General features: G+C 39.1%; 13 protein-coding genes, 1 other RNA gene and 1 pseudogene. 12 read left to right on the top strand and 3 right to left on the bottom strand.

All coding sequences use genetic code 11. The annotated features are described in order from the left end of the window. Positions 1–64 precede the first annotated feature (64 nt). From cdaA to fba, 4 genes are all read left to right on the top strand, one after another. Entirely contained in the window at positions 65–931 is an 867-nt protein-coding gene (gene cdaA / locus JCM10991_RS04800; RefSeq protein WP_023859790.1) for a diadenylate cyclase CdaA, read from the top strand. Continuing rightward, positions 928–2040 (top strand): CdaR family protein, encoded by a 1113-nt coding sequence (locus JCM10991_RS04795; RefSeq protein WP_025020721.1) that lies wholly within the window; start codon positions 928–930, stop codon positions 2038–2040. Before cdaA ends, JCM10991_RS04795 begins: the two co-directional genes overlap by 4 nt. A gap of 207 nt (positions 2041–2247) precedes the next feature. Further along, a complete protein-coding gene (locus JCM10991_RS04790; RefSeq protein ID WP_023859788.1) occupies positions 2248–2556 on the top strand; it encodes a hypothetical protein in 309 nt (102 codons plus the stop codon). A gap of 174 nt (positions 2557–2730) precedes the next feature. Further along, a complete protein-coding gene (fba, locus tag JCM10991_RS04785) occupies positions 2731–3594 on the top strand; it encodes a class II fructose-1,6-bisphosphate aldolase (RefSeq protein ID WP_023859787.1) in 864 nt (287 codons plus the stop codon). A gap of 106 nt (positions 3595–3700) precedes the next feature. Here the strand turns inward: fba and JCM10991_RS04780 are convergent, their stop codons facing one another. Continuing rightward, positions 3701–4222 carry a DUF1836 domain-containing protein gene (locus tag JCM10991_RS04780; RefSeq protein WP_023859786.1) on the bottom strand — a complete coding sequence of 174 codons (522 nt, stop codon included), beginning with the start codon at positions 4220–4222 and terminating at the stop codon, positions 3701–3703. Positions 4223–4372: 150 nt separating this feature from the next. Between JCM10991_RS04780 and trhA the strand changes: the two genes are divergently transcribed. The 6 genes from trhA (at position 4373) to JCM10991_RS04755 (ending at position 9018) form a co-directional block, all read left to right on the top strand. Then, positions 4373–5005, top strand: coding sequence for a PAQR family membrane homeostasis protein TrhA (gene trhA / locus JCM10991_RS04775; RefSeq protein WP_025020720.1), 633 nt, complete (start codon positions 4373–4375; stop codon positions 5003–5005). Positions 5006–5114: 109 nt separating this feature from the next. Next, positions 5115–5453, top strand: a complete 339-nt coding sequence (locus JCM10991_RS04770; protein WP_025020719.1) for an ArsR/SmtB family transcription factor — start codon at positions 5115–5117, stop codon at positions 5451–5453. Positions 5454–5483: 30 nt separating this feature from the next. After that, positions 5484–6218, top strand: a complete 735-nt coding sequence (locus JCM10991_RS04765; protein WP_225349923.1) for a ribonuclease H family protein — start codon at positions 5484–5486, stop codon at positions 6216–6218. A 58-nt stretch (positions 6219–6276) separates the two neighbouring features. Continuing rightward, positions 6277–6645: a transfer-messenger RNA gene (ssrA, locus tag JCM10991_RS14815) on the top strand. 123 nt (positions 6646–6768) lie between these two features. Beyond that, a complete protein-coding gene (locus JCM10991_RS04760) occupies positions 6769–7491 on the top strand; it encodes a response regulator transcription factor (RefSeq protein WP_025020717.1) in 723 nt (240 codons plus the stop codon). Next, positions 7492–9018, top strand: coding sequence for an ATP-binding protein (locus JCM10991_RS04755; protein WP_025020716.1), 1527 nt, complete (start codon positions 7492–7494; stop codon positions 9016–9018). 128 nt (positions 9019–9146) lie between these two features. Here JCM10991_RS04755 and JCM10991_RS12695 read toward each other — a convergent pair. Further along, positions 9147–11379: pseudogene (locus JCM10991_RS12695) on the bottom strand (LTA synthase family protein). A 234-nt stretch (positions 11380–11613) separates the two neighbouring features. On the opposite strand from JCM10991_RS12695, the gene JCM10991_RS04745 reads away from it, so the two are divergent. Continuing rightward, a complete protein-coding gene (locus JCM10991_RS04745; RefSeq protein ID WP_023859779.1) occupies positions 11614–12963 on the top strand; it encodes a glucose-6-phosphate isomerase in 1350 nt (449 codons plus the stop codon). Positions 12964–13085: 122 nt separating this feature from the next. Then, positions 13086–14054: a Gfo/Idh/MocA family protein gene (locus JCM10991_RS04740; RefSeq protein ID WP_025020715.1), complete on the top strand. Its 969-nt coding sequence runs from the start codon at positions 13086–13088 to the stop codon at positions 14052–14054. Positions 14055–14134: 80 nt separating this feature from the next. On the opposite strand, the gene JCM10991_RS04735 is transcribed toward JCM10991_RS04740, so the two are convergent. Then, on the bottom strand, positions 14135–14869 hold the full coding sequence (locus JCM10991_RS04735) for an MIP/aquaporin family protein (RefSeq protein ID WP_023859777.1): 735 nt from the start codon (positions 14867–14869) through the stop codon (positions 14135–14137). Between the last annotated feature and the right edge of the window lie 110 nt (positions 14870–14979).

Genomic DNA, 14979 nt, shown 5'->3' with positions numbered 1-14979 from the left:
TAGTTGACGGGCTAGCCGTGCTATAATTATTAGTAAAAGTAAAGTTTTGAAGGGAGGAGAAAGTATGTTTTTTGACTGGGGAAGTATCTTCACTTGGCGTAACGTGGCCAATATTGTAGATATTCTCGTGGTTTGGTTTGTTATTTATGAGCTGATTCTATTATTACGGGGGACCAAAGCCGTCCAACTTTTCAAAGGGGTCTTAATTATTATTGCCATTAAGGTGATAAGTTTGTATGGCGGCTTAGAAACCGTCTCTTGGATTATGGATCAGGTTATTAACTGGGGGATTATTGCATGTATTGTAATTTTCCAACCAGAAATTAGACGAGGATTAGAGCATCTCGGACGTGGTTCGGTTTTTACACGTAATAAGGCGCAACGTGAAGAAGAAGAGATGGTTGAAGCCTTAGATCAAGCTATCCAATATATGTCCAAGCGGCGGATTGGGGCGCTGATTACAATCCAACAAAATACGGGGTTAGATGAATATATCGAAACGGGGATTAAACTAGATGCTCATATTACCGGGGCGCTCTTAATAAATATTTTTATCCCCAACACGCCTTTGCATGATGGAGCGGTAATCATTAAAAATAATAAAGTAGCGGTAGCGGCAGCTTATTTGCCTTTGTCAGAAAGTAATGCCATTCCTAAAGAATTAGGAACTCGTCACCGGGCTGCAGTTGGGATTAGCGAGGTGACTGACGCACTGACGGTGATTGTTTCTGAAGAAACTGGTGGCGTTACGATTACCAAGAATAGCGAATTAATTCGCGATTTACGGCGAGACGATTACCTTAAGTTATTACGTAGTGAGTTAGTTCCGAAAACCAAAGATGATGACCAAGGTCCGATTCCGTTGGTGCGTTTGATGGAGGCCATTTTTGCCAGAAAGTCGAACTTCAAAAAAAGGGGGCGGAAACATTGAAAAAAAATTTTTGGACTAGTAAAATTTTCTACCGCTTCGTTTCCCTGGCGATGGCTTTGTTCTTATTTCTTTATGTTAACTCGCAAACTGCAAGTCAAAGGGGAATGGAGGTCAATAAATCAGCCTTCCGTAGTGTTTTAAAAACCAACAAGACCTTTGAAGTTACCACTAACTTGAAATTAAATTATGATGATGAGCGCTATGTCGTGCAAGATGCACCTGAAACGGTCAAATTAAAAGTGACGGGTTCTTCGGCGCTGGTGACTGCGATGCATAATACTCAAAACTTTACGGTTTATGCTGACTTAAATAACCTGTCGGTTGGAAAACATACAGTCAAACTAAAGACAAGTGGTATTAGCCGAGAATTATCAGTGGACTTAAATCCAGATAAAATAACGGTCAAGATTAGTCGTAAGGCGATTAAGAAAATGCAAGTTCAAGCTCGTTTTGATAGTAATCAAGTAGCTGATGGTTATGCGGCTGGTATTGCGACATTATCTCGTAAATCAGTCACAGTGACGGGGGCTAAAAGTGACGTAAAAAACATCGCTAATGTGGTAGCTGATGTTAACTTGCCTGACAATACACGGACGACGGTTACACGTACGGTGGATATTGTGGCCTTAGATAAAAGAGGACAGGTTTTACCAGTAGAAATTAGTCCGAGTCAAACTACTGTTACCGTGCCTATTGAGGCTGCTACTATTACCAAGAAATTACCGTTAAAACTTGTTGCTAGTGATGATGGCGTAAGTGGTAAAAACTATTCCTTTAGTAGTGAAACCACTAGTGTGATGGTAACAGGGACGAAGGCTGCACTTGATAAAATAAACTCTTTACGGGTTCCAATTTCGGTAGCAGGAATTACAAGTTCAACGAGTCAAAGTGTGCGGATTAATCCTAGTCAAAGTGGTATTACAGCAGTTAGTCCAGCTTCAATTGAAGTGGAAATTTATGTGACTAACAGTAGTGAGACAGCAAGTAGTAGTAACACCGAGACAAGTTCCGCGGTGACACAAAGTAGTAATACGAGCAAACAAGTAAGTTCGGAAAGTAGTGAAGAAGCCGAGGAAGTGACGAGCCAGAGTTCGCGAGAATTAGAATAAGTATGGGTAGCTCAAAAAGTTTGTGAATTTGTGAGGTATTTAGATAAAAATGTTGACAACGCTTTCACTGGGGGTTATCATTTTCTTGTAAGGTATTTGAATATTACCTTCTAATCAATTCTCTTTCTCTCTTATGCCGACCACCGTAATGTTATGGTGGTTGTTTTTTGTTATAATAAATGAAAAAAGTAAAGAAGGAAAAATGTCATGAAAAGTCACGAAGTTTTAACTTTAATCGAAGAAATTACTCGTAATGATGGTAGCCACTATTATGAAGTAGCGAATATGGTTCAAAACGGGCGTGCTGAGTTAGCTGCGGTCCGGGGATTTATCAAAGAGGTTCGTATTTTACAACTTAATATCCCGCGTTCAACCAACGTCATTAAGTATGAAGAGTATATTAATAACACTTTTACAATGCAAGACGAAGGGATGACATATTTCCAAGAATGGGAAAAAACACCGGAAGCACAAGCTTTGGTGAATAAAATATTACGCGAAAATCATATTGCTTAGATTTAGAGATTTTAACTAAATTTATGAAAGAAACTGTGTGCTTTTGCAAGATTTTGGAAGAAAAGCGAAAAAAGCAGGTAAATTATAGTGCGTTTTGTTACAAAAATGTGTTAGAATAAGAATGTACTCAGATGAGTAAGTTTTTACATTGTAAATTTTTTAGGAGGCTGTTTTATGTCAATCGTAAACGGTAACGAAATTTTTGCTGCTGCTCGTAAAGGTCACTACGCTGTTGGTGCCTTCAACACAAACAACTTGGAATGGACTCGTGCCATTTTAGCAGCTGCACAAGAAACAAACACACCTGTTTTAATCCAAACTTCAATGGGTGCTGCTAAGTACATGGGTGGTTACGAATTATGCAACATGTTAGTTCGCGAAACTGTAAAGTCAATGGACATTACTGTTCCTGTCGTAATGCACTTAGACCACGGTAACTACGAAGCTGCCTTGGAAGCAATTCGTGCAGGTTACACTTCAGTTATGTTTGATGGTCACGACTTACCATTCGAAGAAAACTTAGAAAAGACTAAGGAAATCGTTGACTTAGCACACGCTGCTAACATCTCTGTTGAAGCCGAAGTTGGTTCAATTGGTGGTGAAGAAGATGGTATCGTTGGTGCTGGTGAATTAGCTGATGTTGAAGAAGCTAAGCAAATCGCTGCTTTAGGTGTTGACTACTTGGCATGTGGTATCGGTAACATCCACGGTAAGTACCCTGCAAACTGGACTGGTTTAAACTTTGACCGTTTGAAGGAAATTGCAGATGCTATTGACACACCATTAGTATTACACGGTGGTTCTGGTATTCCTAAGGAACAAATCCAAAAAGCTATCTCAATGGGTGTTTCAAAGGTTAACGTTAACACTGAATGCCAATTAGCATTCCAAGAAGCTACTCGTAAGTACATTGAAGCAGGTAAGGACCAAGAAGGCAAGGGTTACGACCCACGTAAGTTGCTTGCACCTGGTACACAAGCTATTACTGACATCGTTAAGGAACGTATCGAATGGTTTGGTACTCCAGCTTTAGGTTAATCTAAAATTGATGTCTCAGAAGTCCAAGGAAAATTTCTTGGGCTTTTTATTTTACTAAAATAAAAAACTCGTAACTAATTTGGTTACGAGTTTTTGGCATGTAATGTTAATTTTCTTGTTGTTCAACCTTTTTTAAGAGTTGGTTACTCATAGTTTTATAGATTACCGCCCGAATAGCGAAGGTTTCCGCGGTTTCTAAACGGGGATGTTCCGCATCATCTTGTACTTCAGGGAGTTGATCATCTTTGATACCAACTAAGGTTTGGTTGAAGAGTTTTTGGAAAGTATGGTAGGCTTCCTCCACACTTTGATTTTCTAACACGAAGTCAATCGATTTTTTTACTGTTTCGAGGGAGTAAACATATTTTAAAAGCGATACTACCAAAAGATGAGCTAAGTGGGTCGATTGGTATTTTTTCTTAATAGGACGCGGTAGGAGCCCTTTTTTGACATAGCTATTGACCATCGAAGAGGTGATGGGGGCATCGGTTAAGTCCGCTAAGTAACGGTTGCCTAAGCTTACGAGTTGATCCATATAAAGTTCAAAATCAGGAAACTCTTCCCAAGCGGGTAAGGGCTGGGGATGAAAGAAATTTAACCAGTCTTTGATTGATATTTTTTCAGCCATATATTATTTGTCCTCTATCTAAGTTTTATCTATCTTTAATTATAACACGTAGTTTTACTTTGTTGTCATCTAGATTTTAAATCTAGATGTTATTGACTTATAATTTATATAGCTGTATAATTTAGAAAAAAGAAAAAGAGGGCGATGAGTATGAAACTTGATTATAAATCACAAATAATTAACGAAGTATTTAGTGCTATTACACATGGAATTGGGGTGGCACTTAGTATTGTAGCCTTAGTTTTATTAATTATGAAAGGTCTCAATCAAGGCCCTTTATATTTTGCAGCCTACTTGGTTTATGGGCTTAGTTTATTAGGTTTGTATCTCTTTTCGACGTTTTTTCATACTTTTTACTTTACGAAAGCGCGCCGGCTTTTTCAAATTTTTGATCACTGTGGAATCTATCTATTAATTGCTGGAACCTACACCCCATATTGCCTCTTAGGCATTCAGGGTAAGGCAGGCCTAGCGCTTTTAGTGGTGGTATGGGTGCTGGCAGTTCTAGGAATTTGTTACCACATTTTGGCCAAAAATCGCAAGCAGTATATCGAAACAATTATTTATATCGGTATGGGGTGGTTATGTTTGCTGGGTGCTAAGTCTCTAATTTTGGCCCTAGGTGGTACAGGGATAACCTTACTCGTTTTAGGAGGTATCTTATTTACTTTAGGGGCAGGGGTTTACAGTATTCATGGAGTTAAGTATGCTCATGTCTACTGGCATCTATTGGTGGTTTTTGCCTCGGCCTCTATGTTCTTTTCGATTTATTTTTATCTATAATGTAAGTGGTGTATTTTCTACTCTGATATTCAATATTTTTAATGAAAACGTTTGCTGAAAAGTGAGCTTTATGCTATAGTAAAGGTGAAAAAATATTGAAGGAGTGGGTATGATGACAGTTGGAAGTGGCCTCTCAAGCAGGCAAAGTAAGATTTTGAATGATTTTGAAAATGAATTAGACGTCTTGACAGCATTGGCGGACGATAAGCGTCAACATTTAATAACGTTACTGTGTGAACATTCCCGCGAAGGGCTAACTGTTAGTGAAATAACGCGGATGATGCCCATCACCCAGCCAGCTGTCTCGCACCACTTAAAGATTTTACGCAAAGCGGGTCTAGTTACCTACGATAAACGAGGGCTTGAATCAATTTACCGTTTAACCCTTAGGGAGCCGTTTGAACGTTTAGAAAAAAACATTCATGCTATGAGTGTATGGATTAACTAATCAAAAGATGCATCCATGATGTGTCTTTTTGTGCTAAAATTAATTGAAGTTAAGTCAGAGGGGGGCGCTATGGTGCAAAAATACTATGCAGTTTATCGGGGACGCCAGCCCGGAATTTACACCTCCTGGCCGGAATGTCAACGTCAGGTTCAAGGTTTTTTAGGGGCGCGCTTTAAGTCTTTCCCTAGTCAAGCGCAAGCTCAAGCTTGGCTTGATCAAGGTGGAAACTTAGATGGTAGTTTAAATGCTAAGCCTCAGCTCGTAAGTCGCCAGCCAGAAGAGTACGATTTGGTGATTTACACCGATGGTGGTTCGCGGAATCATGGCAATTATCGGGGCGGACACGTTTTAAATGATGATAAGGCCGCTTGGGCTTTTGTCGCCTTTACGAAGCAAAAACAAATCTTAGTCGAAGCCACGAATGGTGGGTATGGTGCAACCAATAATAAGATGGAAGTTACAGCTTTCTTACAGGCGTTACGTTACTTAGAGCAATTGGGTCGCTTTAATTTGAAAGTCTTGTTTGTCTTGGATTCTCGTTATGTCCTCGACGCCGTCACTAAAGGGTGGCTGAATTCTTGGCAAAGACGTAATTGGCGTAAGGCTGATGGTCAGGTAGTTTTAAATCAGGAGTTATGGCAAGCTGTGGCGCAATTATTACCGAAGTTTACGAATTTAGATTATAGCTGGACTAAGGGACACGCGAATAACCAAGGAAATCTTTATGTTGATCAATTATTAAACCGTACTATGGATCAGATGTAGTGAACAAATGGCTTTATCTTTTGAGATGATTGTAGTATAATTAATTACAGTCATTTATGGGGGCGTTTAGGATTCGACAGGTATAGGTCGAGCTTAGACTGCGTTTGGTAGGTTGCGACTACCATAAAACGCTCAGTTAAAATATAACTGCAAAAAATAACACACAATCTTACGCATTAGCTGCCTAATCGCAGTGGCGTAAATCCGCCTAGCATCGTCCATGTGTTAGATCCGGGTTTTATATGAAGTGGACTTACGCTTGGACCTTTCACCTAGAGGAAAAAGAAGAGATTAATTAGGTTAGTTCAAGATGTTAGCCGGGTCGGGCGGCGCGGTCTTGGATGAAAGTTAAATAGTCTGACTATGAACGTAGACGTTTAAGTGGCGATATGCTTGGACGCGGGTTCGATTCCCGCCGCTTCCATATTGTAGGGCGCAAGACTGTAAGGTTCTGCGCTTTTTTCTTTTAAAAAAATTCAAATTTAGATAATAATGTAGACATAGAAATTTGTTAGTTTTTTAGTAAGAGTTAATTTTGAGGAGGAAGTAAATGAAAATTTTAATGGTTGAAGATAATAAATCCGTTTCTGAAATGATGAGTATGTTCTTCCAAAAAGATGGTTGGGACGCGCACTATGCTTATGATGGCGAAGAAGCAGTAGCAATGTTTAAAGACGATCCTGATAGTTGGGATATGATTACTTTAGACTTAAATTTACCTAAAAAAGATGGTCTGCAGGTGAATACTGAAATTCGTCAAATTTCTAAAACCGTGCCGATTATTATTTTGACCGCCCGTGATTCAGAAAGTGATCAAGTTTTAGGGTTAGAAATGGGTGCCGATGATTATATCGTTAAACCATTCTCACCGCTGACCTTAATGGCAAAAATTAAAGCCTTGCATCGGCGAGCAGAAACTCCAGCACTCAAAACTCAGGTAACTCAAAACGAAGATGTAGATAATTTTGATGTACAAACTGAACACTTTAAATTGAATTCTAAGACGCGGGAAGCTTTCTTATTTGATAAGGAAATTATGGACTTAACACCAAAGGAATTTGATTTATTAAAGACTCTAGCACAAAAGCCTCGCCAAGTTTTCTCTCGTGAACAATTATTACAGTTAGTTTGGGATTATGAATATTATGGTGACGAACGCACAGTAGATGCGCATATTAAGAAATTACGGCAAAAAATTGAAAAGGTTGGACCAAAAGTTATTCAAACTGTTTGGGGTGTAGGTTATAAATTTGATGATTCAGAGGTAAAATAGATGAAAATTTTTTACCAACAGGTAATCGCATTTTTTACGGTAATTTTGACTTTACTGGTAATTTTGGGTTTTTCTTTTTTTCATTTAATGAAGGAAAATGTTTACCGTAATACCTGGTTTCAGTTGGAAAATTATGCGCATAGCTTGAAGTCTTCTGGAACCTTACGTCTGTTGGAAGTGGATGATAGTCGAGAAAGTCTGATTGTTAATCAGACTAAGTTGGAGTCATTTGATGAGCTCTTGCAAGGACAAGGAGTGCATATGACAATCTATACCAAGCGTGATGAGATTATTTATCCAAATAATGCGTTTAAAGCTAGTATTTCTAAAAAAGAATGGAAAAAACTTAAACAAGGCAAGATAATTTATCGTAAATTTGACATTGCAGGTCGGAGGGTTAAGAAAAAAATGGTTAAGCCGACCACCAATCTAGATGTTAGCTTGCCAGAACCTCCTGAAAAGTTAGACAGTGCTTATAGTACGGAACGTCAACAATTAACAGATATTTTCGTACCGTGTTTTAATGCTCGAAAGGAATTAGTAGCGGTCATTTCTTTAGGCTCGATTGCTTCAAATATTAAAGAAGCCGTAACAGCTGTAGAGGTCAACTTACTTTATGCGCTATTGATTTCAGCAGCTTTAGGTCTAATTGTAAGCTTCATTTTAGCTCATTACATGACTAAAAAAATTCGGCGTTTGCAAAGTGCGACGAAGCAAATTGCGGATGGCAACTTTGATGTTGCGATTAAAAATCGCGGAAAAGATGAGTTGGATGAATTAGCGCATGATTTCAACCGGATGGCGTCCTCCTTGGCTGCTTCTAATAAGGAAATCGAGCGTCAAGAAGAGCTTAGACTTCGTTTTATGGCTGATGCGGCTCATGAAATGCGGACGCCACTAACAACTATTAATGGTATTTTAGAAGGATTAGCCTATGATGTGATCCCTGAAGAAAGTAAGGAAAAAAGTATTACCTTAATGCAAAATGAAACCAAACGTTTGATTCGTTTAGTCAATGAAAATCTCGATTATGAAAAGATTCGCAGTGGTGTGATTGTTCTTAATCAAACTGAATTGAATGCCAGTGAAATTATTAAGAATATTGCCAAGCAATTGGAGGCTAAGGCCCAGGAAAATAATGATTGCTTTGAATTGGCGTTACCGGATGAATTACCAATTTACGCGGATTATGATCGCCTAGTACAAATTGTTTTTAATATTACCCAAAATGCCATTCAATTTACTCAAAATGGTACGATTGGATTTTCGGGTGAACGAGGATACCGAGAAACCGTGATTCGTATCTATGATACTGGAATGGGGATGACGTCCGAACAAGTTCAAAATATTTGGGAACGTTATTATAAAGCGGATCCTTCTCGGACAAATAAGAAGTATGGTGAATCTGGTTTAGGCTTATCGATTGTAAAACAGTTAGTCGATTTACACCAAGCCCAGATTGAAGTCCAAAGTCAAGTAGGTAAAGGGACGACTTTTACTATGACTTTCCCTGATAAACAAGCATAAAAGATGACCGAGAAGAGGGCCAAAAAATAAAGACCGCTAGAAAGTATGCTACTAAAGCAATGTTTCTAGCGGTTCTTTTTGCGATAAAAAGTTATCGGAAAGTTTATTTTTCCAATCTTTTCTTTGTTCTATTCAGTTGGCGGAGTTGAGGTGTTACCGCTGGTTGCGTAAAGTGCTGGCGCAGCAGTGGAACTAGTGCTAGCACTGCTATCACTAGCCGTACTTTCTTCTTGACTAGTTTCTGTTTGGCTATTATCAGTGCTATTTGCTTGATTATTGGTGTTATCTTGGTTCAGACTATCTTCTTCGTTAGGATAATCGTCAACTGTAGATTTATGCTTGTTTTTGCTGTAAAGACTCTTAGACTTAGCACCTAATTTAGAATTTAAGGCTTTCAAGCGTTCAAATTGTTTCTTATAATCATACAAACTAGGGTCAACCGGCGTAAAGTGAGCGGGAACATAGAAACGCAAGAGATTCTTAGTATTAAGTGTATCCGATAAGGATAACTCGGTCCGAACTTTTTGCTTTTGTTCCGCAAGGTAGTCACTAACCGCTTTAGACGGATGGGTGACAACGGCTCCAGTTTGATTATCGTAGATAGTCCCTGAAACAACAGTATATTTAGGAGTAATGAAGGAACCATTTCTAAAGGCCACGGTTTGATCATGTTCTTTGGAAAATAGGTCAGTTCCAAATTGTAAATATGCTGAGGAATTAATCCCTAAAAGGTGAAGTAAGGTTGGTAGAACATCAATTTCCCCCCCATATTGTTTGTACGCCACCATTTTCTTGCCCCGGAATATGAATCATAAACGGAACTCTTTGCATCTGGGTATTGTCAAAGTCACTCCAAGTTGAGGCTGATTTTCCTAACAGAGAGGCTAATTTTAAGTTTCGCGAATCAGAAATTCCGTAGTGATCACCATAAAGGATAATCACGGAATTATCGTAAAGGCCGGATTTCTTAAGGTAATTGAAGAAAGTTTCAATCGCTTGATCTAGGTAATGGGCCGTAACAAAGTAGTTATCAACCGAAGCTTCTCCGGTATTAGCAGCTGGAAAATCAGCGTCAGCACTATCCAAGGTATAAGGGAAGTGGTTGGTGACCGTAATAAATTTGGTATAGAACGGCTGTTGTAACTGTTCAAGATATTTAACGGAGTCATGGAAAAGATATTTATCCTTTAAACCATATTCACTCAAGCGCTCGGCACTTGTATCGTAGTAGCTAGCATCAAAGAAATATTGGTATCCCATATTTTTGTATACGTCATTACGGTTCCAGAAAGAACCAACGTTACCATGGAAGACCGCAGAAGTATAACCGGCTTCTTGATTTAATATAGCCGGGGCTGCTTGGAAGGTGTTTTCGCTACCCAAAGTGGAAAAGAGTGAACCTTGAGGTAACCCGTAAGTGCTAGTTTCCAACATGTTTTCGGCATCAGAAGTTTTCCCTTGGCCAACCTGATTAAAAAAGTTGGCAAAACTATAAGTTTGTTTACTATTGTAAAGACTATTTAAGAAGGGAGTTACTTCCTGATCGTTTAACTTATAATTAATTAAGAATTGTTGGAAACTTTCCAAATGAATTACAATCACATTTTTACCTTTAGCGACACCAAACATTTGTTCATTAGGCTTGGCGTAATGCTCTTGGGCGAAATTAATCACCTTATTTAAATCGGCGCTATTAGCTTCATTGCGGGCTTGGTTGGTTTTAGCAGTTTTAAGTCCGTCATAAACGGTAAAAAAGTCGAGACCGAGATATTTAACTAAGTAGGCTCGGTCAAAAGTCCGGCCTAGTAGTTGTGGCCGGCTTATTTCCCCTAAGGTCAAGTTAAAGGTCATGAAAAATAAAGCAAAAGAGGTCATCGCTAAGGCAGAAAGCTTAGGGATGGGGCGCTTGTCAAATTTGATGGTCTTAGTTAAAATAAGGCCCAGGATAAGCAGTAAATCAACCGCAAAAATGATATCTTTGGGAGTTAGTAAGGCGGACGAACTAGTCGAAAGTCCATTGGAAACGGAGGAATAACCAAAGATTACATTAATTGTCATGAAATCAGTAAATTCACGATAATAGATGACGTTAAAAAGTAAAAGGGCCGAGTTAGCAAGATAAATCAAAATCATTGCTAAGTAAGCTGGAAAAGTGCGGCGAATATACAAACCGATACTTAAAAGTAGTAAGGTGGTACCGAGGGGATTAACCCATAAAACTAAATGTTGGTAAATGCCGGAGACTCCGAGGTTAAAGTCAAGGTAGTAAACGGCCAGTGTCTTAGCCCAAAAAAGTAAGGTAAGTAAAGTAAAAAAGCCCCACCGAGTGGCTAAGAATTTTTTAATTTTCTGCCAGTACACGGAAAAACCGTCCTTTCTGCATTGTCTAACCCATATTTTAAAATAAAGCAACCATTAAAAACAAGTAGTTAAGGTGAAATTAAAGATAAAACCAAGAATCCATCTATAGATGTCCGCAAAGTTATAAGTACTTATAAGTAATTTTAATAATTTATAGTGATTTAAGGGCTTTTATTTTAAAGAAAATCTTTGTATAATTAAAGATGTAAAATAAATTTTAAGGAGCGATAATTAATGGCACATATTTCATTTGATAGCTCAAACTTGACTAAGTTTGTCCAAGACAACGAATTAGCAGAAATTCAAGCAATGGTGAACGCTGCTGATGAACAATTACGTAAGGGTACGGGTGCAGGTAATGAGATGCGAGGTTGGTTGAACTTACCAACTGATTATGATAAGGAAGAATTTGCACGTATCAAAGCCGCAGCTAAGAAAATTCAAGACGATTCTGAAGTCTTAGTTGTAATTGGAATTGGTGGCTCATACTTAGGTGCTCGTGCCGCCATCGAATTCATTCACCACGGTTTCTTTAACTACTTGTCAGCTGACAAGCGTAAAGCCCCACAAATCTTCTACGCTGGGAACTCAATTTCATCATCATATGTCTATGATTTGTTAGACTTAATTGGTGATCGTGATTTTTCTGTGAACGTAATTTCCAAGTCTGGTACGACGACAGAACCTTCAATTGCTTTCCGAATTTTCAAAGAAAAATTAGTTGAAAAGTATGGTAAAGAAGGCGCTAAGGCACGGATTTACGCGACAACTGATCGTCAAAAGGGTGCTTTACGGACAGAAGCCGATGCTGAAGGTTACGAAACGTTCATTATTCCTGACTCAACTGGTGGTCGTTTCACGGTCTTAACACCAGTTGGTTTGTTACCAATCGCTGTTTCTGGGGCAGATATTGATAAGTTAATGGAAGGTGCTCGTGATGCTTCTCACGAATACACAGATGCTGACCTAACTAAGAACGAAGCATACCAATATGCTGCTTTACGTAACATCTTATACCGTAAGGGTTACACTACGGAAATCTTAGAAAACTACGAACCATCCTTACAATACTTCTCCGAATGGTGGAAACAATTAATGGGTGAATCAGAAGGAAAAGACCAAAAGGGTATCTACCCATCATCGGCTAACTTCTCAACTGATTTACACTCCTTGGGCCAATACATTCAAGAAGGACGCCGGAACTTGATGGAAACAGTTATCAAGGTGGGGACTCCTAATCACGATGTTGCGATTCCTAAGGATGAAGCAAATCTTGATGGTTTAGGTTATTTAGAAGACAAGACCATGGATTACGTGAATACTAAGGCTTTCCAAGGGGTTGTCCTAGCTCACACTGACGGTGGTGTACCTAACATGATCGTTAACATTCCTGATCAATCAGAATATACTTTAGGTTACACAATTTACTTCTTCGAAATCGCTGTGGCTATATCAGGTTACTTGAACGGGATTAACCCATTCAACCAACCAGGAGTTGAAGCCTACAAGAACAATATGTTTGCTTTATTAGGCCGTCCAGGTTATGAAGAATTAACAAAAGAATTAACTGATCGTTTGAACTAAAATGATTACTATGAGCCGAGTAGCTTTATGCTATTCGGTTTTTTAGTTAAGTCAGAAATGATACTAAACTAGTAAGAAAACTCTGGTATAATGGAATAAATGAAAAATTAGAGGTGGAAAGAATGAAGAGTATACGGTATGGAATTTTGGGGACCGGGTTAAATGCTAAAAAGGCCATTGCGGTTTTGACAACTATTGCCGGAAGCGAAGTCAGTGCGATTGCGGGACGTGAAGCTTTAGATGCCAAATATTTAGCTCAAAAATGGCAAATTCCCCGTGCTTTTGAAAGTTATGAAGAAGTTTGTCAAAGCCCTGATGTTGATGTAGTCTTTATCCCACAAGAAAATCGCGGTCACTATGCTTGTGCGAAACTAGCGTTAGAAAATGGTAAACATGTCGTGATGGAAGCTCCCTTTACCCGGCATCAAGTAGGGGCCAGTGAGTTATTTATGCTTGCACAAAATAAGGGACTTTTCTTAATGGAAGCTCAAGTTGGTTTGTTTAACCCACTGTTTGCTAAATTAAAAGCAGTCCTAGAAGCTGGAGAAATTGGGCAAGTTAAATTAGTGGAACTTAAAGCGTCTGCTAGTTTACCAAAGGATGAACAGTGGCAAAAAGATTTAGCGGCTGGGGGCGGGGCCCTCAATATTTTAGGTAGTAGCCAAATTAATCTTTTGACTTATTTGTTAGGCCAAGAGGTCACTGCCTACAATGGTTTAGACTACAATCAAGTCGGAGCGGCCGATGATTACAGCGTCTTGAACCTAAAGGCGGGTGCGGTTTTGGCTAACGTAACATTGAGTATCGATTTTGCAGTGGCTAATGAAATGAAAATTTATGGAAATGAAGGTCAAATTATTGTCAAAGATACAGTCTTTGGCGATAATGCGATTATTCAAAAAACAAACACTAAGAAGCGCTTGTTAGCTAAAGGTCAAGAAAATGCGGCGCAAGCCATGTTCAAGGCTATAAATGCTGCTATTTTGGCGGGACAAACGGAAAGTGAAATTCTAACCGGTCAAATGACACAAAGCGCCCTTAAACTTATTGAAAGTACTTACCAAGCTTGGTATGGTGATCCTTTGAATTAAAGCCAAAAAGCCCTGGAAGTTTTGCTCCCGAGGCTTTTTGATTACAAAAAAAGAGTCGATGTGCTCAACTCTTAGTCATTTTATAAACCGAAGACTGCTCGGTATAATAAACACGCAGTTATTCCGGCACAGATTGGGGCTAAAACAGGCACCCAAGCGTAATCCCATTGGGAAGAACCTTTAGTCTTCAATGGTAAGAGGGCGTGCAATAAACGTGGCCCTAAGTCACGAGCAGGGTTCAAGGCTGGACCAGTAGGGCCCCCGAAGGAAGTAACTAAAACCATAACCAACAAACCGACTGAGATGTGACCTGCACCTTGATTTCCATGAACAAAGAAATCAGAGTGGGTAATAGCTAAAGCACCGAAGATTAAAACGAAAGTTCCGAAGAATTCGTTAACAAAACCATTGAATCGGCTACTTGTGGCGCTGATAGTTGAGAAAGTCCCTAAAACAGCTTCGGGGTTCTCTGTTAAATCGTAGTGGGGTTTGAAACAGGCCACTACGACTAATTGACCAACAATGGCCCCTAAGAATTGGGCACAAATGTAAGGGAGTACTTGGCTCCATGGGAAGTCACCAGCAAAAGCTAAACCTAAAGTCATGGCTGGGTTAGTTTGACTTGAAATGGCACCAAACATCATCCCTGGAACTAACACGGCGAAACCATATCCGACAGCAATTGTCATCCAACCACTATGTTCACCTTTTGTTCCCTTAAGTTCTACGTTAGCGACGGAACCGTTACCTAAGATTAACATGATAGCTGTTCCAAAAAATTCCGCTGCTAGCTTAGTAGTAAACGAGATATCCATAATATCCTCCTGGACAATTTATAAAATAAAGAATAATAATTACCTATATTACTATAATTTTGAAAAGGGTTAATGTCAACTATTAATGTAAGAATTTTCACAAAAAATAA

The sequence above is a fragment of the Ligilactobacillus equi DSM 15833 = JCM 10991 genome, from assembly GCF_000615765.1.
Lineage (GTDB): Bacteria > Bacillota > Bacilli > Lactobacillales > Lactobacillaceae > Ligilactobacillus > Ligilactobacillus equi.
This window is presented reverse-complemented; position numbering and strand designations above follow the sequence as displayed.

Bases quoted from the DNA above. Each gene is read 5' to 3' on its own strand.
- JCM10991_RS04755 (WP_025020716.1), top strand. From the start codon at position 7,492: ATGAAAATTTTTTACCAACAGGTAATCGCATTTTTTACGGTAATTTTG.
- JCM10991_RS04770 (WP_025020719.1), top strand. From the start codon at position 5,115: ATGATGACAGTTGGAAGTGGCCTCTCAAGCAGGCAAAGTAAGATTTTG.
- JCM10991_RS04790 (WP_023859788.1), top strand. From the start codon at position 2,248: ATGAAAAGTCACGAAGTTTTAACTTTAATCGAAGAAATTACTCGTAAT.
- cdaA (WP_023859790.1), top strand. From the start codon at position 65: ATGTTTTTTGACTGGGGAAGTATCTTCACTTGGCGTAACGTGGCCAAT.
- JCM10991_RS04780 (WP_023859786.1), bottom strand. From the start codon at position 4,222: ATGGCTGAAAAAATATCAATCAAAGACTGGTTAAATTTCTTTCATCCC.
- trhA (WP_025020720.1), top strand. From the start codon at position 4,373: ATGAAACTTGATTATAAATCACAAATAATTAACGAAGTATTTAGTGCT.
- JCM10991_RS04740 (WP_025020715.1), top strand. From the start codon at position 13,086: ATGAAGAGTATACGGTATGGAATTTTGGGGACCGGGTTAAATGCTAAA.
- fba (WP_023859787.1), top strand. From the start codon at position 2,731: ATGTCAATCGTAAACGGTAACGAAATTTTTGCTGCTGCTCGTAAAGGT.
- JCM10991_RS04735 (WP_023859777.1), bottom strand. From the start codon at position 14,869: ATGGATATCTCGTTTACTACTAAGCTAGCAGCGGAATTTTTTGGAACA.
- JCM10991_RS04760 (WP_025020717.1), top strand. From the start codon at position 6,769: ATGAAAATTTTAATGGTTGAAGATAATAAATCCGTTTCTGAAATGATG.
- JCM10991_RS04745 (WP_023859779.1), top strand. From the start codon at position 11,614: ATGGCACATATTTCATTTGATAGCTCAAACTTGACTAAGTTTGTCCAA.